The organism is Streptomyces sp. NBC_01497 (assembly GCF_036250695.1).
Taxonomy (GTDB): Bacteria; Actinomycetota; Actinomycetes; order Streptomycetales; family Streptomycetaceae; genus Streptomyces.
In genome coordinates, this window is sequence record NZ_CP109428.1 from 352,379 (window position 1) to 375,877 (window position 23,499).

Sequence of the window (23,499 nt, forward strand, 5' to 3'; positions counted from 1 at the left end):
TGGATCAGCGGGGAGCGGCATGGGGTGCCCTACGGCAGCTCAGTCTTGACTGTTCGGCTCGTTACAGATGGCGGAGGTAGATGCGGCATCGCGGTGACGTCCGTCTTCGTGGGATTGCCGTTCTGCGAGGCGGAATGCGGTGTCGTCAGCGGTCGTCCGGAACCTAGCTGTCGTCGAGGTCGCAATCGTGTAATTGTGCCTGGGCCAGGCTGGACCTGTCGAACGGCTCTGGCGAGGGTGCTGTGGTTACGACTCGGTCGGCGATGGGGGTCGGACATGCTGGCCCAGGGGTTCGGCTGAAGGTAATCAGCAGACAGCCGGGCGAGCAAGCACCGTTCCGGTGCCGTGGACGGGGCGGCTGGGGCACCGGGCGGCGCGGTCGGAGGCCAGACCCGCAATGGCGCGGTGTGTTTCGGCGCAAGTCTCGCGGTGTCCTGAGTAGCGTTGCAGTGGCCGCCAGTGGCGCATCTCGGCATTGGCGTGTACGACGACGATGCGGCGCGAGGACTGGTGGCGCCGTATCTCGCGCCACGCCCGCCTCTCCCTGTCGAGGACGTCAACCTTGGGTTTCTTCGGCGGAGCACTGACCTGGTCAAGGAACCCTTTGGCCAAGCCCCGATACCCCTCGTCGACCTCGGTTTTCACGCCCGGGTGCAGGCGCGGTTGCTCGGCGATGTCTTCCGTGTGCATGGCGGTTTGGTCATGCATGGGCCCGGGCCGACCTACGTTGGTCCACAGCGTGCGGCCCTGGCCGTCGCTGATGGTGGTGTTCTTAATGGTGTTGTGCTTCTTCATACCGGAGACGAACGCGCGGCGTCCGGGCCGGTGCGCCCTGCGGCGGCGGATCTGGGTCTCCGTACCGTCAATGCGCAGGGTGACGCCTTCGGCGGCGGCGTAGGCGAACACATGGGCCGGGGTACGAAGCCGCGGCTCGGGCCGGTCGGGGACGGCGAAGCCGCCCAGGGCGAGCGGGTGGCGGATCTCGCTGATCGCCTCGTTGACGGTGGAGCGGCCGACGCTGTACAGCTCGGCCATCGCGGCATGCGGCAGGCGCGTGCGCAGGTGGCCGAGGGTGAGCACGACGCGGTCGGTGAAGACCAATTCCCGTCTCGGGCTGGCCCTCACCGCCCTCAGCTGGTTGCCGCCGCGTTGTGCGTGCAGTGCCGCCTCGCGCAGCGCACACCACGGCTTGGCCATCTCGTCGATCAAGTCGACGAGATGTGAGCGCGAGACGCCGCTGAAGGCAGGATGGGACAAGGCCGCGCGAGCCCACTTCTTGGTCACACTCGAAGAACTCGTGCGGAGCGTGAACTGGGCCTCGATGTGGTTGAGCCAGGAGGGGCTCGTCGGGGGTGCAGGCGATCTCGACGTTGTTCGCCGCCGCCCAGGTGCCCGCCCGCTGGCACCTGGGCGTGGTCAGGTGCGGGGAAAAGTTGTCGCGGACAACCGGGATGCGCATGTTGTCCGGGTGGGGGCTGCGCAGGTAGCGGCAGAACTCCAGGAACTGCGTCCGCTTCTTGACCGGTTTGATGTGGCCGTAGAGCTTGTCCCTGGACAGGTCCAGGGCAGCGAACAGATGCCGTACTCCGCCGTAGCGGTTGTAGTTCGCCCGCCGCCTGCGACGCGGTTCACGGTCGAGGTCTTTGTGCTTGCCACTGCGCTCGCCCCGTTGCCGGCCCGGGTGGGGCACCAGATCAGCGGTCCGAACTCGTCCACGCAGAAGACCACTTCGGGATCGCCGTCCTCGGGTATGACCTCGCCGTCGGCGATCGCGTAGAAGTGTCCGACGCGGGCCTTCTTGGCCGCGTAATCCGGATCGCGGGAGGACTTCCAGGTCTTCAGCCGTTGAAAGGAGACGCCTTCCTCGTGAAACAGGATGCGCAGGCCCTCCCCTGCGGACGATCCGCAGCAGCCCGCCTGCCCTCGTCATCGTCGATCTCGCGGACACGTACTCGCTCCGCCACCCAGCTAGATTGACGGACACGCACCGTCCGGCACGGCATCCGGACAGCGCGTCACGTCACAACAGGGCAAACATTGCCTGATGCGGCACTAGGATCTGCAGCACATCGGCCCGCATGAGTTCGGGCGAGTAGTTCCCCGGCCACGCTCCGGCCGTGGCCCCGTAGGTCGAGGGCATACACCCGTCGGCTGTGGGCAGTCCCGAGCGTCACCTGCTCCCAGTCGGTGGCATTCCTGCCCAGCCCATGGACCAGTACGAGCGGCGGGGTCTCCTGCGGCCCCGACGCTCGATAGGCCAGCCGGATCCCTTTCACGTCGACCAAGCAAGTGATCAGGCATGCCCGGACGATATGAAACGGTCTGTCGGAGGACCAGCGTTGACGAGTGGCCGAACCGCTATTGCGGACACTGTCCCGGGTCCGCGGCTCGACGGCACGGCCCTGATCTTCAATTGTCGACCACGTCGTTAGCCCCGAAGAACTGCGCGAGCCGGCCCGGGGTGCCGGTTTTCCGCAGCTGCAGCGCGGTGGCCGGGACCCGGTCAGTGGAGGTCACTTTGTCCTTGGCCCCCGCTCCGTGGGTTAGGATCCGTCCGCCCCTCGCCGATGGAGCCGTTCTTGATCATGCAACTCGGCTGGTTGCCGGGCCAAGTGAACGAAGAGTTTGTCCAGAGCCTGTTCGGGGTCGTGCGGACACCCACCGCAGGCCGCAGGGAAGGGTTGCCGACTCATCGTGGGGGCCTCGGCGACACTTGCGGTGCCGGCGGTTTAGGAATGAGGGTGTAGTTCCAGTCGCCCTGGAAGCAGTGCCGGTTCACTGGCGGGGCGGCGATATCACTGCCGGTGACCTTGATACCCGTGCCATGGGTGGTCGGGTCTGGTTCGGCGCGGACGTTCAGCCCCGTGAGTGATGGTCGCCGCGATGCTGTTCGTGACAACGTTTTTTGCTGGGGTGTGGTCGGCGACGCCACTTCACGGAGCTGTGGGAGAACAGTCGGCCCTCGCCCTTGTTCGATCTCGAGGTGCCCGGCGTCATGCGGCAGGCCATGATGTCCAGCCCGTCTCCGCGATCGGCGCGGCGAGCCCCGTCTTCCAGGGGCGGCGTGGTAGCCGTTGGAGCTGCCCACGTTCGCGATGATCAGCAGGCAGGCGGCGGTCGGATAGTCGTGCCGACCTCAATCCTGCCACCAGCGGCGGATGGGGGAGACGGCGAACGTGTGAACGCCGGCATGCCTCCGCGCTGAAGCGCGACCGGCCTCGCACCGCCCCCGCACGGATTTGAACCCAGAGCTGCTCCCAGACGTTGAGTTGAGGAAGGCTCCTGCACCTGCCGCTCCATCGCAGCACCTGTTCACGCCGGGGGCCAATCATCTCGTGTTCTATACACCTAACTGGCCGTGATTGGGGAAGGCATGCCTCGGGAGGATGATTTGCTCGACGTGTCCAGTAGCCGCGGCGCAGGCTCGAGCGGGGCCCCCGACGCGGGGGCCTGGTTTCTCGCGGACGACGAGGTCGGCTTTGGACCGTTGGCGGGGGAGGAGAAGGTCGGTCCACTGTCCGGTGCCGGACTGCCTGACTCGCAGGGCGGATACCGGCCGCACGACTCGCCGGGGCAAACGGGCTGGGAGCCACCGTCCGTACGTCCGAGGCTGGATACTCTGGATCGGGGCCGGCGTCTCTCAGTCTCTTCCATTCCGGCCGGGCGCTGGTTGAAGAACGCAAGGGCGGGAAGAGTAGTTCCCGTTGCGATCGCCATAGCTGTGCTAGGCGCCATTGTCCTCGTATCCAGGACTGCTGGAAGCCCTGATGGGAGCGAGGCGGCCGGAAGCGAACAATCCGCTACCCCGAGTCCCTCAGATTTCACACTGGGGCCAACCTGTTGGGCCACGCACTACGGTGCGGAGATCCCGCCGCACTCGTTTACAGCCAGTGGCGATGCATTCAACGCCCAGGCCCTGACCGCTGCTACGTCACTTGGCAGGTCCCCGCAATTGCCGTTTGGCACGCTCGTGCGCGTGCAGAACGTGGCGAACGGGAAGACAGTGACCGTCCGTATTAATGATAGAGGCTCATTTACTGGTACGGCTGCCGAGCCGAAGTGCCTTGACCTCACAGACGGTGCGTTCAAGAAACTGGGGTCGTTGAACCCTGATCCGGGCCACCTGACAGTCACGGAAACCGTTTTGAGCCCCGGCATGAAGGAGGCGGTCGCCTCCCCCTCGCCAACTGTTACACCAGTCAAGCACGCTAGCCCTTCTCCTTCGCCCACCCGATCGAGTTCTGCGTCTCCGACGCGGTCTCCAACCAAGGCAGCCCCTACACCCGTGGCGAGTATCCCGCAAAGGGCCCCAACGCCTAGCAAGCCGCGTGCGAATCCCAAGGATGCAGGAAGGTCGGGGCACGTAAAGGGTATCTCTGGTAAGTGTATTGGCCTTTCTAGCAATCCAAGCCCCTCCGGGGCCCCGGTCGAGCTCCTTACATGCGCGAACGAGGCAACGCAGCAGTGGACGTACTCGACGAGCGGCACGCTTCGGCTGGAGGGCCTGTGCCTGGACGTCACATGGTCAGGTCGCACCGACGGGACTCCTGTGCAGCTGTGGTCTTGCAATGGAACCGCTGCTCAGAAGTGGCAGGCAAGGACAGACGGAGAGTTGATCAACGCGAACTCCGGACTCTGTTTGGATGTGAAGGACAAGCACACATCAGACGGCACCCCCTTGCAGGTCTGGTCATGTTGGGACGGAAGGAACCAGAAGTGGGAGATGCCTTAGGATCCGCCCATCCCTCTTCATCGACGTATTCACCCGGGCGCCGCCCATGTTCCTGCACACATAGATGAGAGGTTTAGGATTATGAAGAAATTTACACCACTCTATCTCTTTACAGCGTCAGCAGTCGCAGCTGGAGCCATGGTGGGCGTCGTAACTGCGGTTGGGGGTGCAGATGCATCCGCTCAATCCAGCACAGGATTTCCGAAGGCTTTCTCATCTGCTTACGTAGGGGCTTGGGACGATCCCAAGATCATGGAGCAGGCGAAGGATAAAGCCGGTCTCAAATACTTCAACCTGGCATTTATCATCGACGCCGGCGGCTGCAATGCGAAGCTGGATGGCACGATGGACGTGAGCAATAATGCATGGATACCCGAGGTGAAGAAAATTCGAGCCTCCGGCGGAGATGTCACCCTTTCTTTCGGGGGTGAGAGTGGGACTGAGCTGGCCAACGGGTGCACCTCTGTAGAGGGCTTGAAGGATCAATACAAGAAGAGCATAGATGCCTTTGACGCGACGCGCGTGGATCTTGATGTCGAAGGTTCACAGATCTCTGACATGAAGGCTGCGGAACGGAGAAATCAGGCACTTTCCCAGCTGCAGAAAGATTACGCACGGAAGGGAAAGGCGTTGAGCGTGGAGTACACGCTCCCCTCGGCCGTCAGCGGGCTGGGTGGTGACGGGTTGAACCTCCTGCGCGGCGCGCGTCGAGACGGCCTGAACGTGGATACGGTGAACGCCATGACCATGGACTACTACGACGGCGTCAGCTCTGGCATGGGGAAGAAGGCCGTCGGTGTAGCGAACGTTCTGCACGGGCAGCTAAAAAGCGTATGGCCAGATAAGTCGGATGCTCAATTGTGGGGAATGGAGGGAAACACCCCCATGATCGGGGTCAACGACGACCCCCATGAAGTCTTCACGCTGTCTGATGCTGGAGATCTGACCTCCTTTGCCAAGGGTATGGGAATAGGGGAGCTCTCGTTCTGGGCGCTTGACCGAGATAAGCAGTGTGGGCCTGGCGACAGTTCCCCCAATGATTGTAGTGGCGTGAAGCAGCAGCAGTGGCAGTTCTCAGAGGTGATGAGTAAACTGTCCTCTCCTCAGATTCCTGGACCGCCCGGAGTTGTCAATGTCCACACAGGCGGGGGTGACGGGGGGGCCATTAAGGGCTTCGGATACAAGTGCGTGGACGTGCAGGGCGCACAGACGGCCGGAGGCACGCCGATCCAGTTGCACTCCTGTAACGGTAGCGCGGCCCAGAAGTGGGTCTTTTCTGGCGATGGTTCAGTCTCCTCTCTGGGTAAGTGCATGGCGCCGGCGGGATCTGACCTGCAAAATGGGACCAGGGTGAGTCTCCAGACCTGTAATGCCACCGGAATCCAAAAGTGGAAACGGGGCGCGAACTCCACGATAGTAAACTCCGCCTCCGGCAAATGCTTGGATGACACTGACAGCAAGGCTAACGACGGGAATGAACTTCAGTTGTGGGACTGCTTCGAAGGCAGCAATCAGAGGTGGCACACCAGCTGACGAGTCGCTAACCCGCTGAAATAAGAAGGCCAACAACTGTGTCGACGGATGTGTCTGGCCCATCTGCCAGGTCCAGGCACATCTGTCGCGCAGCCCGCCCGGCCACCGTACCTATTCAGTAAATGGAAAAGAGAAAATGCGCTCCACGGTTCACCGACGACAGCGTCGCCTCGCCCCATCGATCCCCGAGTGTCACCCGGCGATCCCCTATCCCGTCGACGACCAGCCGACGGGATGTCGTACCAACCCGGACCTGTTCCTGCATGACGAGCGGGACACGAGCCGTAGGTCCAAAGAAGCCGCGGCTCAGGCCGTCGCCGAGTGTGCGGGCTGCCCCATCGCCGCTGCCTGCCTCAAATGGGCACTCGTAAATTCTCACATGACGCAATTGGGGATTTGGGGCGGGACCACCGCGGCTGACCGGGAACGGATGAGAGATGATCTCCGTCAGAGGTTTGGGCGGGACTGGATGAACACCCTGGCGCGGCAAGGAAGCAGGGCGCCAGAGCACACGGCAGCCTCTGGTTTTGTCAACCACGAAGCATCCTTCACATCTACACAGTGAGACGCAGCCAACTGCGCCGATTGGAGCCGCTGCACTATTGTGTGCATAGGCGCTGACGGCACGGTATTGGCTGCCATGGGGGCAGCCCCAACACTTGGCAGGACGCACACGGCGAGGTGCGACGCCGGAATTCAAATGCCGTGTCGCGAGCCCGGGGCCGCCCCTGCCGTGCACGTCGAATATCTCAATCCTCTTGGGCCTTAGGCGACCAGGCGGCTCTGCCACGCCCAGACGGCAACCTCGGTGCGGTTTCGAAGGCCCAGTCTGTGTTGTGCTTCGGACAGTCGTGCCTTCACCGCTGAGGCGCTGATGCCCAGTTCCTGGGCAATCTCAGCATTCGTGTTCCCGCGCGCTACGCCGCGAACGACGTCCATCTCGCGTGAGGTCAGAGGGGACGCCCCCGGGGGAGCACTCGGCGCTGGTCCGCCTGTGGCGAAATGCTTGAGCAACTTGACCGTCACCGAGGGCGAGAGCATGGCGTTCCCGTCCACTGCGTTGTGCACTGCATCCACGAGGACCTGTGGGCTCGAGTCTTTCAAGAGGAAGCCCACGGCTCCAGCACGGAGCGCAGCGAAAACATTCTCCTCGTTATCATACGTGGTTATGATCACCACGCGAAGGCTAGGATTCTCCGCCAGGAGGATCTCGGTAGCGCGCAACCCGTTCATCACAGGCATCCGTATATCCATCAGGACTACATCCGGGTCAGTCTCGCGGACGACGCGAACGGCATCGCTGCCATTCACTGCCTCGCCCACGACCTTCACGCCTCCGAGCGATTCTAGGATGAGCCGGAAACCAGTGCGTACCATGGCCTGATCCTCGGCGATCACTACAGATATCGTCATATCACCCCCACGTGTGATTCCGCGGAACTGGTCGGGCTGAGGAGGGGCAATGAGGCAGCGACCAGCCACCCGTTGCTTCCGCTCGGCCCAGCCGTCAACTCGCCGCCAACCATGGCCACTCGCTCGGTCATCCCCACCAGCCCGTAGCCTCCCCGGGCTGGAGATGACAGGTCAACGGTGGCCCTTACACTTTCGACTTCGATGACAAGCTCGCCTGGGGAGTCGAGTTCCTTCTCTACGCGAACCTCTACGTAGACCGTGCTGCCAACCGGGGCATACTTTCGTGCGTTCGTCAGAGATTCCAGTATCACCCGATGAACTGTGACGACGAGCTCAGCGGGGCACTCGATGCCTCCCAAGTCACTGGGCAGCCTGAGATGGATTTCCTGATTGCCCTCGCCGTCTACGGCATTCACTACAGCCTGGTAGAGGTCCGTCGCCGTTGCTGACTGGTCGACCCGAGCGGTACCGATCAGGTACCGCATGGCCTGCAGTGCTCTGGAACCCGCATGAGCGATCTCAGATATAGATTTTAGGGCTTCGGAGTCCCCCTTGCCCTGGGCCGCGGCAACGGCCCCAATTGCCTGAGCCTGGACAACGATCCCTGCCACGTGGTGGGCGACAAGGTCGTGCAGGTCCCTAGCGAGGGAGACTCGCTCAACTGAGCGCACTGATGCCAACGCTGCCTCCTGACGGCGATCGGTGTCCCGGAGCATCCTGCCCATAGCTACGGAGACGCCCCACCCCAGCGCGGCAGCAGTTCCAAGGATCCTGCCGAACTGACTGTGGCTGGCGAGCAGGCTGTCAGCGGCCAAGATGACACCGGCGACTGCGCTGAAGGGGAAGGCACAATTAAGCGGCCTTTGGCGACACAGCGCGGCGACCATTATCAGCAGGGCGAGGACCTGCGTTGCGAAGGGCTGCACTCCTGGTCCCGTCCCCCACCGGCCGGCGGTGCGGCTCAGCGCTTCCACAGAGAGATGCGGAAGGAAGGAGAGAAGGACGCACGTGCCGAGAAAGAGCGTCCGTTCGGGCAGCCACCTTCGCAAGACCGTCGCGGTGGCGACGCTGGGGACGCTGACTGCCGTCAGGAAGAAGGCTTCCTGGCTGAAGTTGTCGGCGCTGGGCAGATTGTGAAAGTTGGTCACGATGTCGGCGGTGATGCAGGCGGCAAGGGCTGCGATCTCGGTGTACAGCAGTCTCTTGCTACCGCCGACGCCGACTCGGCTAGGAACTTGGTCCGGGGGATGCAGCGTCACGGGTACAGCATGCAACACAACCAGAGTTCGTGCAGGGTGCGGCTGCCGGATACTAACTTGCGGTCGTAGATGATCAAGTCCTGACGGTCGATCGGGTTTCCACCTGTATCAGGAGGAAGCCAACGTGAACTCGACTGACCGTTGTTGGGCCTGCGCGGTCCCAGCCGGCCTGCCCCCCACAGTGTCGTCTGTTGATGCGGTCGGTACGGACACGCGGGTGGGCGAGTGATACCCAGCAGCTTTGGTACACCGCGATCGTCCGACACCAGTGCGGCCGATGGCCTCAGCACTTGGGCTGGAGCAGTTGGCCCTTGGCCGGGTGCGCCTTTGACCGGAGCGCGGCGAACGTAGAGCGGTCGTATCCCGAGCTAGCGTCGGATCAGGTGATCCGTGACACGATCACCACGAGCTACTCGAACGTGCACCGGCCAGGAAGGTGCCTCCTGACCGGTTGACGAGCAACAGACTGTGGAGCTGGTTGTGATGGCACATGGCCGCCACACCCGCCACGCTGACGCGGTGAACGGAAGTCAACCAGGCTCCAAACGCGGGGCATACGTGACTGCGACAGCTGTCGGTAGTCGGTCCTCATTCCCACTACCGGCGGACGTCAGCGTTGCGCGTGGGCTCGTCTATGTCGGCGCTGTCGTTATCCGCAAGCCGGTCGATGATCCGCACCTGTGCGCTCGTGGTTCCAACCGACAAGCGGTACGTCTCGCATGCTATCCGTGAGCCTCCACTCGAGTGCCCCATCCGGTCGGCCGCTTTGCTCGCCGGGCCGACGAGGGCCGGCCTCTCGCCGAGGCAATGAGGCTTTTTCAACCTGCGGTTGAGCTGGCGTGATGCAGGGTGAGTACGGCCTGGACGAGGCCGGTGATGCGGGTGGTCGAGCAGCGAAGTTTGCGGAGTAGTCGCCAGGACTTGAGGGTGGCCATGGCTTGCTCGACGAGGGCTCGGATCTTGGCCTGAGATCGGTTCACGGCCTGCTGACCGGCGGAGTGAGCCTCCCATCGGCCGCGGAAGGGGACCCGGATCGTGCCGCCGGCGCCGTGGTAGTCCTTGTCCGCCCAGCAGGGGGGGTGGGCCTGGGCAAGAGCATCGATGATGCCGTGTTCCCGGGCTGCGCGAACGTCGTGGACGGCCCCAGGCAGTGCCGGCGAGGCCCACAGCAGCCGGCCGAACGGGTCGGCGATGACCTGCACATTCATGCCGTGTCTCTTGTGCTTGCCGGAGTAGTAGGGCCGGTCGGCAGCGATCCGGTCGATGGGCAGGAGAGTCCCGTCGAGCAGGACGTAAGCCTTCGTCGATGCGGCTTGGACAGCCCCGTCGAGGGTCGGTGCGAGGGCGGCCAGGAGGTCGACGGCCTCGCTGATGTAGCGGTAGACCGTGCTCGTCCCCATCTCGAAACCCGCTGCGAGCTGGGCGTACGTAGGCCCGTTGCGCAGATGCGCCAACACCAGCAGAGCTTGACGGCCGACCGATAGCCGGCGCCAGCGGCTTCCGATCCGGCGACGGTGTCCGCGCAGACGAGTGGCGAGGTACGTCAAGGACCGACTGGACACGTCCAGCCCGCACCGGTAGACAAGCACGTGAAGCCTCTGGTGGGTATCGGGTGATCTTGGTCGTGAACCCGTCTACCAGAGGCTTCACTCATGTGTCGAACCAACTGAGCCGCTACCGGGCGCAAGTTGGCAAAGGCTCACTGGCCGGGGCGATCCGGTCGGTGCCTCGCGGATTGAGCGGTCCCTACCCAACGGAAGCCGTTCGGAGCCCTGTGGATGTATGCGGCCCCCTGCGTGGGTCCTGGGCCATTCGTCAGGCTGTACCCGCCGAAAGATGGGTTGGGGGTCATCTCCGATGACGATGCCCCTGATTGGGGCCCGGGCATAACTTGAGTCTCGAACGGAGGGGCAGCATTCTCCAGGCAGGGGCTCCACGCAGCGTGTAGGTCGATCAGCTTCGGCCGCATTGCCAGAAGCCCGGCTACCGGACCGTCCCCTTCGCTGGAATCCACACATTGCGCGATCAGGGAACTGAGGCATCATGCAGGTCGTCATGGGGTCGAAGGGTTCAGCAGAAGCCAAGGAGAGGGCCGTACGGCAGTGCTACGAGGCGCACGGCGACGCCTTGTACGCCTTCGTCCTCCACCTGGTGCGAGGCGACAAGTACAAGGCGGAAGACATCGTTCAGGAAGCAATGCTGCGATCCTGGCTGAAGGATTCCCCGCTAGGGGGAGAGGGGATCAGGCCCTGGCTCTTCCGGGTCGCTCGAAACCTCGTGGTAGATGACCACCGCAGGACCAAGGCGCGCCCTGCGGAGGTCTACGCCGTCAGTGCTCCGGAGACCACAGAGTCGACCGAGGACGGCATCGACGCTACCGTTGACTCACTCATGGTGAGAAGGGCCCTCAGGTCTCTGACCTCGAGCCACCGCGAGATCCTCGTCCAGACGTACTTGATGAACAACACGGGCCACGAGGTCGCAGAAGAACTGAACATTCCCCTCGGAACGGTTAAGAGCAGGTCGCATTACGCGCTTCGCGCACTGCGTGAAGCGATCGTAGAGCCTGTGGCCGCCTGACCCCTCCATAGGTGAACCCACTCCGGGGCGCTCCGGCACACCCCGCCTGCTGCCAAAGCAGACGCTGGTACGCCAGAGCGCCCCGGTTCTGTGCCGCGTTGGGGTGGCGACTATACGTTGTGACCTAAGCGTTGTCCCGTAACTCGGGGCAGAGGTCGGTAGGTCACCAGAGAACGCGTGGGCTGAATTCGTGCCGTTCCTGCAGTTTGACGCGGAGATCCGGCGGATCGCCTGCACCACCAACGCCATCGAGTGGGCCAACGCGAGGATCCACCGGGCGGTCCGGGCCCGCGGCCACTTCCCCTCCGAGAACGCCGCTCTAAGCGTTGTCCCGTAACTCAGGGCAGAGGTCGGTAGGTCACCACAAGCAGATCTGGTTGTCTGGTTGCGCCCCGAATTGCGGCCTAAACCGGATCCTAGCGAAATGGGTTGAACTGGACATTAGCAAGCGGTGCCCAGAGTTACGGGACAGCCCTTAGCCTCGATCTTTCTTGAGGGTCCGCCGACGGAGTCGGCGGACCCTTTTGCTTTCCGGTGCTGATGCCGGGCAGGCCGGTGGCCCGGCTGTCGCGTCGGGTGGGCGCCGGGTTCCACTGCCCGGGCGGGTGATGCTGCCGCAGGGACGATGGGTTGCCAGTCAGCCGGGGTCAGGCAGGAGCGCGAGCCGTTCAAGGGCGGCGGTGATCTCGCCGGTCCAGGGCCAGTGCCGGGCGAGGCGGAGAATCCTGCGCCGGTCGGTGGTGACAAGCTCGCCGGCTGCGGAGAACAGGCGAAACCGCAATCGACGCGGTTCCCAGAGCCTCGCCCGGCCGGTCAGCGCGAGCATGGGCATCCAGGCCAGCGGGTCGAGCGCGATCTGGACGATCTCCATCCAGACCCGGTTCTGGGCGGTGTCGTGCAGGGGCAGGTTGCGCAGGCCGCTGGCTCGGGCGGCCCGGATCCGGTCCTCGGCCCGTGCCCGGAGCCGGTGGCGCAGCTCGAGCTCGGCGATCGGCCGGCCGGTGGTGTTGGTCGCGAAGCACGTGATCCGCATGCCGTCCGCGTCCGTGATCCTCAACTGGGCGCCGGGATGGGGCCGTTCCTTGCGGACGATGAGCCGCATGCCCTTGGGCCAGTCGTCCAGGAGCTTGCCGGTGAGCTCGGCGACCCAGGCCCCGTCCCGGGCCTCACCGTCGGCCTCGACGGCCGGGGTCCAGGCCGAGGCGGGGACCTTCAGCACGTGTTCGTGGATCGCTTCGGTGACCGTCATGCCGACCGAGTAGGACAGCCATCGGCCCCGCTTCGCGAGCCAGGACACGAAGTCGTGGGTGCCGCCGGCGGAGTCCGTGCGGATCAGCGTCTGCCGTCCTCGCCGGTAGTGTTTGGGCAGTTGGGCCAGGGCGAGTTGGGCGGTGGTGATGTGGTCGGCGGCGGTGTTGGAGCCCGCGTTTCCCGGTCGCAGGAGGGCGGCGACGGGTTCACCGGTTCCGCCCGGTCCGTGGTCGGCGAAAGCCGTCAGCGGGTGGTGGCCGTAGGTCTTCTTCCAGGTCGCGGCCGCGTCCCGCTTGTCGGAGTGGGCGATCACGAGGACGCCATCGAGGTCGACAGTGACCTGGCCGTCGGCGTCCGGGGCGTTCTCGCCGGCCAACGACCAGGCACGATGACGGACTTCGGAGCGTGCGGACCGGACGGCCTGCAGGGCTTTGTCGCCGGATGCGGCGAGGGTGTCGATCAGGCGGGAGACGGTCGGGTCGGAGGCGATCGGGCCGAAGACGGCCGGCTCACACCGCAGCATGGCGACGTCTGCGAGGCAGTCCCCGCCCAGTGCGACCGCCAGGGCGACGTCCAGGAGGATCTTGCCGGGATCGTGGACGGCCCGCGGTTTGCGCCACGGAGCCAGAGCTGCGGATATCGCCTGGTCAAGGCCCGTCTTGCGGACCGTCTCCAGCAGCAGGACCGCACCGGCCTGCGAGAGCACCTGCCGACCGTCTGCCTGGACACGGACACGTGGGTACGACGAGATAGGCTCTCTCACCTGGAAAGTGCTCTTTTCCTTGCAGCCAACAGGACCCTCAGCAAGTCCTATCGTTGCAGGTCAAGGGCGCTTTCCGTGTTTCTGATCAACTCTTGGACAGCCCACCTCGTGAAAGCCCGAGGTTAGGCTGTTCGTGGGGAAGAGAGAGGCACGTCCGTGGATCGTCTCGGATGAACTGTGGTCGCTGGTCGAGCCGTTGTTGCCTGTTCCGGCGCCGAAGCTGGTGCCCGGCCGGCCGAGAGTTCCTGACCGTCAAGCGCTCTGCGGGATCCTGTTCGTGCTGCATACCGGGATCCAGTGGGAGTATCTGCCGCAGGAGCTGGGCTTCGGTTCAGGCATGACGTGCTGGCGTCGGCTCGCTGCCTGGAATGAGGCAGGAGTCTGGGACCGGCTTCACGTCGTGCTGCTGGCCAGGCTGCGAGCGGCGAAACAGCTCGACTGGTCGCGGGCGGTGATCGACTCTTCCCATGTCCGGGCCGCTCGGCGCGGCCCAAAAGCGGTCCCAGCCCGGTCGACCGTGCGCGGCCGGGCAGCAAGCACCACATCCTCGTCGACGGCCAGGGCATCCCGCTCGCAGTGTCCCTGACCGGTGGAAACCGTGGGCGACGTCACCCAGTTGATGCCCCTGCTTGCCAAGATCCCGTCGGTCCCAGGGCTCGTGGGACGTCCCCGTCGACGGCCCGACGTCCTGCTTGGGGACCGCGGCTATGACCACGACAAGTACCGCCGCCTGGTCTGGGCGCAGGGCATCAAACCGGTCATCGCCCGCCGCGGAGTAGCGCACGGCTCCGGCCTCGGGATTCATCGCTGGGTTGTCGAGCGCACGATCGCCTGGTTCCACGGCTTCCGACGACTCCGCATCCGGTGGGAACGACGCGACGACATACACGAAGCATTCCTCGGCCTCGCGACCTGCCTCATCACCCACCGCCACGTCCAACGCCTTTGTTAGGACCTCTTACTGACGAGTGAAGACCTGGTAGTCGGACACCGTCCGGAAGCCCATTCGCCGATAAAGCGATGCGGCCGTCGCGGTCTGCAACGTGCCAAGCGTGCGGCCTCGTTCGCGGCCCAGGTGGAGCGCGGCGGAGGTGAGTGCGGTGCCCACACCTCGGGTCAGGTGAGACTCCGCAGTCGTGACGGCGTAGACGCCTGCGACGCCGTGAAGATCGAGCATTGACGACGTACCTACGATCTCTTCACCGTCGCGGGCCTCGAAACGAGTGAAGGCGCCGGGCACGTCATTGCGTTCCTCGTGCCTGGACACCAGGGCGTCGACGGCATCGGGGGCCACTCCGAGCCTGGGTGCATACGCCCGCACCCACGCCTCGGTGCCGCCCGGAGCTTCCACGCGGGAAATGGTGATGCCCTCCGGGACCCGTACATCCGTGACATCAGCTAGGTCGATTTCCATCACGGTCATTGTGGCCGCACGCGTGAGCCCTCGAGCGCCGAGGTATCTGGCGGTTCGCTCGTCAGAGTCGGGGCCGACCCACCACACCGATGGGCCCCCGGCCAATCGGCGCGCGGCCGCGGTGAACGCGATGCCCAGGTCGACGCCCGGCGTCACACGCAACACGCCGTTGTACATCGCACTCGGTATACCGCTGCGGTAGAGTACGAGCCCCTCTGATTCACCGGTTTCGGGGTCGGCATTGTAGCCGAGCCAAAAGTCACGGAAATTTGCCAGCTGCTTACAAAGGGTTCCACTCGGAAATGTCATCGCCTCAGAATAACAGTTGCTGCGAGCTGTAAGGCATCCAAGGAGCATCATTCACAGACGCGGTCACAACACCTAGTGAGTCGGCTGTCGCGGTGGGTGTTCCGCCAGCGTGAATGGCCTAGCCTCAATCCCTCACGGCAGGCCATCAAGTCCTTTCGGTGGCCCGTTTCAGATCGAGGAGCCGGATCGGGCCGTAGCTGAAGATGAGTGGGAGGCCGGCCGCGTGGGCGTCGTCGTAGCCGTCGGCGATCAGCTCGGTGACGTCGAACAGGCCCGGATTGAGCCGTCCTGACGCGAGATAGGGGGCCGCCGACGCGGGGTAGACGTAGGTGTCGCCGCCGTGCTCAGCGAATGCGGGCATCAGTACGGTGTCCGTCCGGGCCGGCGACGTCGACGGTGTCGGGGCCGCTGCCGCCAGGCGTCGGGGTGACTCGGTCACCCGTCAGCAAGGTGACCGTTCGAGGTGTGCCGAAAGCGGTGCGCCCGGCGAAGGGTGCGAGGTGGGCACTGGTGAATCCGCCGCCTCCCAGGCAACCTTGTCACGCTGGGCGTCGCCGGTGTGTTCCGCGGCAAAGGCGGCCGGTGCGGCCGCCACTACAGCCAGAGCCACGCCTACGACCACGAGTCTGTAGCAGAGGCGCCATCGTGTTCTCACGGGCCGTCACCTCCCGTTCGAATCGGTTTTCCGGACGAGACACAGCATCCGGTTGTCCAAGGGGTCTGCCTCCCAAACCTGTGGGACTCGGAGTGCCCGAGTGGCACGGTCGAGGGCGTCATCACAGGCGCGACCGGCGTCGACACCCACGCGTTTCCAGGCTCCGAAGGCCGGTACCGTAGGGGGTGGGCTTGACGTCTGAGACCCGGCGCCTACTGGCTGGCAGGGGCTTCTCAGCCCGGAGCGGTGCCTGAGCGCTCTTGCGTGCGCAGTAGGAGGTCAGCCGGTGAACCTGGATCGTTCCCTGTCCACGCGTTCTTGAAGAGCGAACATGTATGCGCGCGCCTGGGCGCCGTGCCGATGTTCATCCTGAACTCGCGCCTGGTCCTCACACTGCTCCCGAATGGAGCGTGTCGCTTGCGCCCTCTGGCTCTCGGTGTCGTACTGGAAGGCCGGAGGGCGGCCGGGTATTCTCGATGGCACCTGAACCAGTACCCTGTCGCGCTGCAGTTCGGAGATCGCGATCGCGAGAAATGTTCTCTGCGGCCTCGGAATTCGAAGAGCTTTGGCTAGCCCATCCATTGTGAACCTCGTATTCTGGTTTCGCCACAGATGATCCTTGATCGCTTCCTTGTATTCCTTTATGTGTTGCATCAGGTCCACTCCTCGCGTTCGTCCTATCTGAAGGTGTAACGCACACACGGACTCCGGGGTTCAAAGCTGCGAGGAGGTTCTGCGGTGTCACTGGCCGCCAGGTTGTGTCCTCCGAGGGTCAGTTCCAGAGTGGGCTGAGATGGCGGACGCTGTGGTCTGATGGGGCGCACGGTGGCGGAATGGGCCCCGTCGTTTGTCCCAGCTGAAGCGACACCTCGGAGACGGGTGCCTTTCGGCCGACTCCAGGGGCAGAGCACCTCGTGAGCTTCGGCGTGGGCGGATAGTGGTCTGATCGGTGCATCCGGGGAGGCGGCGTGGTCTTCCACATCTGCCGTGCCGGTAGTAGTCGCGGGTGCGCTACTCGGGTCCAGCGGGTGAGGAGGCTGATCATCGCGGCCGGCAAATCCTCCGCGCGGCCGGTGCAGTGGAGGGAAGGATCACGGCCGGGCAGCGGCCGCAGCGGATTCAAGCGCATGTACTCGCGCTTCGTGGCTCTTGCGGATCCGGCACGCCGGACGTGAGATCCGCAAGAGCACGGCCACGGCCGAGCTTCCGGTCCGCTGGCTGCTGGCCGAATGGCCCGCAGACCAGGACGAGCCCGTGCAGTTCTGGCTCTCCAACCTGTGCCTGCAACCACCCCGCTGCCCGTCCTCGTGCGCATCGCGAAGCTCCGCTGGCGAATCGAGAACGACTACCGCGAGATGAAACAGGCTCTGGGCCTGGCCCACTTCGAGGGCCGAACATGGCCAGGCTGGCACCACCACGTCACCCTCGTCTCGGTCGCCCACGCCTTCTGCACCCTGCAGCGACTGAGCCGATCCCCGAAAGAGACGGCGTCGGCCTGAGCCTCTACCGAGTCATCCGCGAGCTGCAGATACTCCTCGCGACCTGGACCGGCGCCTGCCCGGCCTGTCACCGCGACATACCAGACCCCGCACCAACATGACCAAGCCCTACTAGAGCTTGTCCGCCCGATCATGTGACTGTCTGACTTCTGGCTCGTGGTCCTGGGCATGGGGCGGGGTGACTTGACGGATGCGGAGTGGGAGCGGCTGCGGCCGTTTCTGCCGGTCAGCAACAACCGGTGTGGCCGGTGGCGGGATCACCGGCAGGTGATCGACGGGATCTTGCACCGAGTGCGAACCGGCGTGCACTGGCGTGATCTTCCGGAGAGGTTCGGGCCGTGGAAGACCGTCTACGAACGTCATCGGCAGTGGTCGGCGGACGGGACATGGGAACGCCTGTTGCGGCAGGTTCAGGCCGCGGCCGACGCGGCTGGTGACATCGACTGGGACATTGCGGTCGACTCCACCATCGTGCGTGCGCATCAGCATGCGGCCGGTGCCCGCACCGATCCGCCGCCCGCCCCCTCAAAGGGGGCGAACAGGCAGAACGCCAGGACGAAACGCCCTGGCAGAGCCTGCACGGCCGGCTGGTGGAGGTGGTGCGGGAGGTGAGGGCCTGGGCCGCTCGCGGGGCGGCTTCACCAGCAAACTCCACCTGAGCGCCGACGGACGCTGCCGCCCCCTGTCCCTGGTTCTGACCGGCGGACAGCGGGCGGACTGCACCCAGTTCGAAGCGGTGCTGGAGAAGATCCGAGTCCCGCGCACGACCGTGGGCAGGCCGCGCGGCAAGCCCGACAGCCTTGCCGCGGACAAGGCATACAGCAACGGCCCCTGCCGCCGGTACCTGCGGCGTCGGGGTATCCGGCACACGATCCCGGAGAAGACCGACAGCCAGGCCGCCCGCCTGCGCAAAGGCTCACGCGGCGGACGGCCACCCGCCTTCGACGCGGAGCGTTACAAGAAACGCAACACCGTCGAACGAGCGATCAACAAGCTCAAACAATCCCGAGCCGTCGCCACGCGATACGACAAACGAGGCTACGTCTACCTCGGCACCGCAACCGCAGCAACCCTCGTCATCTGGCTCCGCACATGATCGCCCGGACAAGTCCTAGGTGGTCGACCCTGACTTGGCTTGGTCGACCGGTCGCTCACCTCGAAGGCCAGGTCCATCCTGCGGCGGGAGGAACGCCCGACTCTGGCGCCCAAATGCCGTTCATCCCAATCCCGGTGTGACGAAGCGACATTGACCGGCAGCCGTTTGGCAACGTGGACCTATCTGATGTGCCCGAGGCCACGGGGTCCCTGACACACGTCGCTGCCAGGCGCCCCTTTGGCCGGCCGGGCACCTATCTGACCAATGTCGGCTGCACTCCGTCTTGGCGCCGGGCGCCCCTTGAGGGCCTGAGGGCGGGGCGATCTTCCGGACTGGCCGAAATAGGCCACCGCTCCACTCTCGCGGCGCACCCCAACAGGCGACGTCGATTGTGGGGCGGCGACGCGCGCCCCACTTCTACTGTCCAAACGTATGTCGTGGCCCATCGTTTGCTGGTCCGTGACCTGGGGCAGAAGGCGGACATGTCTTTCTTTGGGAAGCTCAAGCGCAGGCAGTCCGAACAAGCAGAGGCCCGGCGTGCACAGGCCATGATGGAGGCGGTTGCCCGGGGGGCCACCCCTGAGGAGGCGCAGCGCGCCGGGGACCGGGCAGCGCGGCGGCGGGCAAACACCAACGCCGCCATCATGGGTTCGATCAACAGCTGAACTCTGCCGTTAGTGGGCAGCGGCACAGTCGGATACTGGAGGCAACCTAAGAGGTCCTAACAAGGGTGTTGGATGTGGCGGTGGGTGATGAGGCAGGTGGCGAGGCCGAGGAAAAGGCTTCGTGGATGTCGTCGCGTCGTTCCCAGCGGATACGCAGATGTCGGAAGCCGTGGAACGAGGCGATCGTGCGCTCGACGACCGAGCGCTGAGCACCGAGGCCGGAGCCGTGTGGAATGCCGCGGCGGGCGATGACCGGTTTGATGCCCTGAGCCCAGACGAGGCGGCGGTACTTGTCGTGGTCGTAGCCGCGGTCGCCGAGCGGGACGTCATGGCGGCGACGGGGATGTCCCGCGAGGCCCTGGATAGGTGGGATCTTGGCGAGCAGGGGCGTGAGGTGGGTGACGTCGCCCACGGTTTCCGCCGGTCAGGGACACCGCGAGCGGTGTGTCCTGGCCGTCGATGAGGAGGTGGTGCTTGCTGCCGGGCCGTGCGCGGTCGACCGGGCTGGGACCGCTTTTGGGCCCCGTCGGGCGGCCCGGGCATGGGAGGAATCGCTTCCCCGCCCGAGACCAGTCGAGCTGCTTCGCCGCCCGGGGCTTGGCCAGCAGCACGAGGTGGAGCCTGTCCCAGACGTTGGCCTCGTTCCACGCTGCCAGCCGCCGCCAGCACGTCATGCCCGAGCCGAAGCCCAGCTCCCGCGGTAGGTACTCCCACTGGATCCCGGTATGCAGCACGAACAGGATCCCGTACAAAGCCTGCCGGTCCGGCACCCGCGGCCTGCCGGCCACGAGTTTCGGTCCTGGCTCAGGCAGCAACGGCTCGATCAACGACCACAGTTCATCCGAGACGATCCACGGACGCGACCCTCTCTTCCCCACGGACAGCCCAACGAGCATCCGAGCCGACAGTCACATCATCCGAGACTTCTGTCAGGACCTCTAAGACAGTGTCCTATGTGGTGAGCCGAATGAGTCGTTTGTAGCAGCAGAGGGCGGCGGCGAGGCCGAGGAAGGCCAAGTAGTTGCGGGGATGACGTTCGTAGCGGTGGTTGAGTCTGCGGTAGCCGGTCAGCCAGGACATGGTCCGCTCGATGACCCATCGTCGTCGGCCTCATCGTTGGCTGGACTCGATTCCCTTGCGGGCGATGCGGACGCCGATGCGTTTGCCGCGGAGCCATCGTCGCAGGTCGCGCTGGTCGTACGCCTTGTCGGCGTGGAGCTTGCGGGGTTTGTAGTGCCAGCCGTTTTCGGGGTCGTGTCTCGTTTGGAGACCGGCGACCATCGCCTTCAGGCCCTGACTGTCAGGGGTGTTGCCTGCGGAGACGCCGACGACGAGGGGCAGCCCGTTCGCGTCCGACAAGACGTGCATTGTGGAGCCCGGCTTGCCTCGGTCCACGGGGCTCGGACCTGTGAGTTCGCCCCCTTTTTAGCCCGTACGTGGGCGGAGTCGAGGACAGTGCGTGTGAGGTCGAGCAGTCCGCACTCGTCGATCCGATCCAGCACGGCCTCGTGGAGCCGGCCCCACACCCCGGCTCTCGACCAGATCAGGAACCGGCGATGCGCGGTGGACTTCGAAATGCCGAAACAGGGTGGCAGGGCCCGCCAGGCACAGCCACTGACCAGGACGTAGATGATCGCCGCGAACAGCGTCTCATCAGGCGTGTCCTGCGTCCCGCCGCCCTGCGGCCGCACCTTCGACGGCGGGATCAATGGCTCCGCGATCTCCCACAAACCATCCGGAACAATCCAACTCCACGTACCTCGCCCCATGTTCAACTCAACGAGACGCTCCCACATAGGACACTGTCTAAGGCCCGGATCACAAGCGCACGACTTGGCGGGGGTACCGCAACGGCTGCCCTGAGTATTCGCCAACGATCTTTGCCCGAGTACTGCTTCTCAGGGCAGGATGCTCCTTGAGTGACCGGCCGCATATCTAGATCGCCTGTACCCTGGAATACATGGAAGCCTACGTGCGTTCATAAGTGCGTGGCTACGAGGGGGACGGTGTTACCGGGCTCATCTGTCCCACGTGGGGAAGACTGATCAAGTGAATCCCTGCGGAGCCTCCTGCAGCAAGGCTGCCGTCCCTCCGTCCGCCCTGAGCCGCCTCGACTGGTCCGCCCCTGTTCCCGTCGGGGCGGTTTTGCGTCCTTGCGCGAGCAACGAGCCAGGACTGATACCTGTCCGTCTGGCTTTCGCCGGCGTGTCGCCCCTGTGCGTCGTACTGCTCTGCGGCGGCCACATCACCCATCGCGGCTAACATGGTGCCGTGGCCGATACGAGGAGCAACATACGACGGTTCACCGTGAAGCACCATGCCGCGCGCGCGCGTATCCTCGCCGCGGCTGCGGACTTGATCGCGCGTGACGGAGTCACCAACACGGGAATCGAAGAGATACGCAAAGCAGCGGGCGTCGGTGGTTCGCAGGTGAGCCGGTTCTACCCTGACAAGAGGGCCTTGATCAGAGATGTCATCGCCTGGCAGGCCGACCTCAATCTGGCGTCTCAGTGTCCACCGGCCCTAGGCAACCTCGACTCGTTCGCCGCCTGGCACCAATGGGCACAGATGATTATGGATAGACAGAGCAGTCGCAACTTCGTCGGAGGCTGTGACTTCGGCTCCCTCGCCGGGCAGCTCGTCGAATCTGACGATGCCACCCGTGCGGACCTTGCCGATGGTTACCAGCGATGGATCGGCCTCTTCCGGGATGGCCTGAGCGCCATGCGCGACTGCGGTGACCTGCGCTCCGACGCTGACCCCCATGCCCTTGCGGTCGCCACCCTCAGTGCCATGCAGGGCGGCATGCTGCTCTCCCAAACCTTGCGCGACATTAACCCTCTCCGTGACGCGCTGAGGGCCGCCCTCGAACGGATCGAGGGCTTTGCGGACGAAGGCCACTCCATCGTCTATGACGTTGGCGGGAGTTGACGCCTGTTGAGGGCGATCGACCTGTCAACTCGCAAGTAGCCGCAGCAGGGAAGTTGGCGGGTGGTCGCGACTACCCCGCTGGCCGGCAATCGTGTGCTTGGGCGGTGCCCCGCAAGCCGAACTCCTCACGCTGATCCGGGGGCCGGGCCGGCAAGTAATTCCGGAAGCTGCCAAAGTGTTGCGTCAGAGGCAGGTTTTGTACCCTGCGGCGTTATTGGTCAGGACACGTTCGATACTCATCCCACGGCGGATGAAGAGGGCTTGGGCCCATTGTCAGAACGCGGTGCTGGTCTTCTCTGCCCTGTCTCGGTGGACTTGGCTGTAGGCAAGGCAGGACTGGTTGTTGACGGTGGAGCGGGCATCTCTGCCCCGTCGATCATCGGCGTGCCGCTATTGCGCTCTCTGGACGTGCATCGGCTCGCCGTCACAGCTGCTCGGTCCAGCCGTGCCCGTCGGTGCAGTCCGTGGTGCACCAGAATCCGGTGGACCATTGAGGCCGGCAGGACGAAGATTGGGCTGAGGCCGGACCGAGTATGGGGGGTGCTGCCGCAACCTGCGGACAGTTGCCTCGCTCTCTGATGCCGGGTGGAGTGTGAGCGGCTCGAGCGGTCACGCAGGTCTGCATCGCCCTCCACCCACCCCAGGGAGTCATTTGCAGACCGTCCCGCCGCGTTCAAACACTTCCAGATCCGCTACGAACGCCCGACCATCCACGCCTCGGGCTACTTCAACCTATCAGCGACATGTACTGCTTGAGACGACCCCGAACCTCAGTCCGACGTGATCAACACGGAGACGCCTTGAAAAACGCGCGGCTCTGGGACTGCAAAACATGCGCCCCAAGGGGGACCAGCTGGCAACTGGGCACGGTAGGGCTTCCGGTGCAGTAACCGACACCGGACGTATAGCGGAGTATCGGGCGGGCGCGGGGAGGGGGGGCCGCGTCCCGCCCGATAGCCGTCCGTCACGTGGCAGCATCGGTCGGCGTATGTAGTTTACCCGGGCTGAGGTACGTCGCTGCCACAGCAGCGTAGCGCTCGTCTGCGTGACGGAAGGGCGGCAAAGGTATTGCGCTGCTCATACCGCAGCTTCAAGGGCTGCATGGTCCTCCCCCTTCGTTCAACCCCGAGGTCCGGTCGGTAGGTAGGTGATGTGAATTCGACGCAATCTGCGCTTGACGGTAGCTAAGGGCCGTCCCATAACTGCTGGTCGCAGGTGAGATGATCTTGCTGTGTGGCTGGTGTCACCACGGCGTCGGGGCCGTCATGGATAGCCCGTTCACCGCGCTGAGCCCACGCCTGTTCGGGACGCGGGTGACGGTTCGGCGGCGTGAGGGTGCGGACGCGGTTCGCAGGGGTCGGCCGTGGAGCCTGTCGTTGGAGGACCGGGCACTGCTAGG

General features: G+C 64.7%; 15 protein-coding genes and 7 pseudogenes. 11 read left to right on the forward strand and 11 right to left on the reverse strand.

Annotated elements, in window-relative coordinates; genetic code table 11:
* Positions 1-306: 306 nt before the first annotated feature.
* The 3 genes and pseudogenes from OG310_RS37580 to OG310_RS37590 form a co-directional block, all read right to left on the reverse strand.
* Complete coding sequence (locus OG310_RS37580) at positions 307-1,284, reverse strand: transposase family protein (protein ID WP_329460819.1); 978 nt, start codon at positions 1,282-1,284, stop codon at positions 307-309.
* Between the two features lie 21 nt (positions 1,285-1,305).
* Positions 1,306-1,890, reverse strand: a pseudogene (locus OG310_RS37585) (IS630 family transposase); the annotation flags it as partial.
* A 125-nt stretch (positions 1,891-2,015) separates the two neighbouring features.
* Entirely contained in the window at positions 2,016-2,276 is a 261-nt protein-coding gene (locus OG310_RS37590) for an alpha/beta fold hydrolase (protein WP_329460820.1), read from the reverse strand.
* 1,097 nt (positions 2,277-3,373) lie between these two features.
* Here OG310_RS37590 and OG310_RS37595 point away from each other — a divergent pair.
* The 3 genes from OG310_RS37595 to OG310_RS37605 all read left to right on the forward strand — a co-directional run bounded on the left by OG310_RS37595 (position 3,374) and on the right by OG310_RS37605 (position 6,830).
* Positions 3,374-4,732 carry a ricin-type beta-trefoil lectin domain protein gene (locus OG310_RS37595; protein WP_329460692.1) on the forward strand — a complete coding sequence of 453 codons (1,359 nt, stop codon included), beginning with the start codon at positions 3,374-3,376 and terminating at the stop codon, positions 4,730-4,732.
* 81 nt (positions 4,733-4,813) lie between these two features.
* Positions 4,814-6,265 carry a ricin-type beta-trefoil lectin domain protein gene (locus tag OG310_RS37600; protein ID WP_329460693.1) on the forward strand — a complete coding sequence of 484 codons (1,452 nt, stop codon included), beginning with the start codon at positions 4,814-4,816 and terminating at the stop codon, positions 6,263-6,265.
* A 136-nt stretch (positions 6,266-6,401) separates the two neighbouring features.
* Complete coding sequence (locus OG310_RS37605; RefSeq protein ID WP_329460694.1) at positions 6,402-6,830, forward strand: WhiB family transcriptional regulator; 429 nt, start codon at positions 6,402-6,404, stop codon at positions 6,828-6,830.
* A 200-nt stretch (positions 6,831-7,030) separates the two neighbouring features.
* Here the strand turns inward: OG310_RS37605 and OG310_RS37610 are convergent, their stop codons facing one another.
* The 3 genes from OG310_RS37610 to OG310_RS37620 all read right to left on the reverse strand — a co-directional run bounded on the left by OG310_RS37610 (position 7,031) and on the right by OG310_RS37620 (position 10,526).
* Positions 7,031-7,678 carry a response regulator transcription factor gene (locus OG310_RS37610; protein WP_329460695.1) on the reverse strand — a complete coding sequence of 216 codons (648 nt, stop codon included), beginning with the start codon at positions 7,676-7,678 and terminating at the stop codon, positions 7,031-7,033.
* Positions 7,675-8,937, reverse strand: a complete 1,263-nt coding sequence (locus OG310_RS37615; RefSeq protein ID WP_329460696.1) for a sensor histidine kinase — start codon at positions 8,935-8,937, stop codon at positions 7,675-7,677. The genes OG310_RS37610 and OG310_RS37615 overlap by 4 nt, the downstream gene beginning before the upstream one ends.
* A gap of 818 nt (positions 8,938-9,755) precedes the next feature.
* The gene (locus OG310_RS37620; RefSeq protein ID WP_329460697.1) at positions 9,756-10,526 is read right to left on the reverse strand and encodes a transposase family protein; all 771 of its coding nucleotides are present in this window, start codon (positions 10,524-10,526) and stop codon (positions 9,756-9,758) included.
* Positions 10,527-10,980: 454 nt separating this feature from the next.
* Between OG310_RS37620 and OG310_RS37625 the strand changes: the two genes are divergently transcribed.
* Together OG310_RS37625 and OG310_RS37630 are read left to right on the forward strand one after the other, a co-directional pair.
* On the forward strand, positions 10,981-11,517 hold the full coding sequence (locus OG310_RS37625; protein WP_329460698.1) for a sigma-70 family RNA polymerase sigma factor: 537 nt from the start codon (positions 10,981-10,983) through the stop codon (positions 11,515-11,517).
* A 166-nt stretch (positions 11,518-11,683) separates the two neighbouring features.
* A pseudogene (locus OG310_RS37630) lies at positions 11,684-11,839 on the forward strand (transposase); the annotation flags it as partial.
* A 315-nt stretch (positions 11,840-12,154) separates the two neighbouring features.
* Here the strand turns inward: OG310_RS37630 and OG310_RS37635 are convergent.
* Complete coding sequence (locus OG310_RS37635) at positions 12,155-13,531, reverse strand: IS1380 family transposase (protein ID WP_329460699.1); 1,377 nt, start codon at positions 13,529-13,531, stop codon at positions 12,155-12,157.
* 133 nt (positions 13,532-13,664) lie between these two features.
* On the opposite strand from OG310_RS37635, the pseudogene OG310_RS37640 reads away from it, so the two are divergent.
* A pseudogene (locus OG310_RS37640) lies at positions 13,665-14,483 on the forward strand (IS5 family transposase).
* 6 nt (positions 14,484-14,489) lie between these two features.
* On the opposite strand, the gene OG310_RS37645 reads toward OG310_RS37640, so the two are convergent.
* Together OG310_RS37645 and OG310_RS37650 are read right to left on the reverse strand one after the other, a co-directional pair.
* A complete protein-coding gene (locus OG310_RS37645) occupies positions 14,490-15,254 on the reverse strand; it encodes a GNAT family N-acetyltransferase (RefSeq protein ID WP_329460700.1) in 765 nt (254 codons plus the stop codon).
* A gap of 145 nt (positions 15,255-15,399) precedes the next feature.
* A complete protein-coding gene (locus OG310_RS37650; RefSeq protein WP_329460701.1) occupies positions 15,400-15,615 on the reverse strand; it encodes a hypothetical protein in 216 nt (71 codons plus the stop codon).
* A 1,322-nt stretch (positions 15,616-16,937) separates the two neighbouring features.
* Here OG310_RS37650 and OG310_RS38795 point away from each other — a divergent pair.
* From OG310_RS38795 to OG310_RS37665, 3 genes and pseudogenes are all read left to right on the forward strand, one after another.
* Positions 16,938-17,408: pseudogene (locus OG310_RS38795) on the forward strand (transposase); the annotation flags it as partial.
* A gap of 168 nt (positions 17,409-17,576) precedes the next feature.
* Positions 17,577-18,504: pseudogene (locus OG310_RS37660) on the forward strand (IS5 family transposase).
* A gap of 482 nt (positions 18,505-18,986) precedes the next feature.
* On the forward strand, positions 18,987-19,169 hold the full coding sequence (locus tag OG310_RS37665) for a hypothetical protein (protein ID WP_329460702.1): 183 nt from the start codon (positions 18,987-18,989) through the stop codon (positions 19,167-19,169).
* 46 nt (positions 19,170-19,215) lie between these two features.
* Here OG310_RS37665 and OG310_RS37670 read toward each other — a convergent pair.
* Both OG310_RS37670 and OG310_RS37675 read right to left on the reverse strand, forming a co-directional pair.
* A protein-coding gene (locus OG310_RS37670) for an IS5 family transposase (RefSeq protein ID WP_443078949.1) occupies positions 19,216-20,065 on the reverse strand; the annotation gives its coding sequence in 2 pieces (ribosomal slippage) (positions 19,216-19,578 and positions 19,580-20,065; 849 coding nt in all).
* A gap of 55 nt (positions 20,066-20,120) precedes the next feature.
* Positions 20,121-20,938, reverse strand: a pseudogene (locus OG310_RS37675) (IS5 family transposase).
* Between the two features lie 502 nt (positions 20,939-21,440).
* On the opposite strand from OG310_RS37675, the gene OG310_RS37680 reads away from it, so the two are divergent.
* Positions 21,441-22,100 carry a TetR/AcrR family transcriptional regulator gene (locus OG310_RS37680; protein ID WP_329460703.1) on the forward strand — a complete coding sequence of 220 codons (660 nt, stop codon included), beginning with the start codon at positions 21,441-21,443 and terminating at the stop codon, positions 22,098-22,100.
* A gap of 1,233 nt (positions 22,101-23,333) precedes the next feature.
* A pseudogene (locus OG310_RS37685) lies at positions 23,334-23,497 on the forward strand (IS5/IS1182 family transposase); the annotation flags it as partial.
* Between the last annotated feature and the right edge of the window lie 2 nt (positions 23,498-23,499).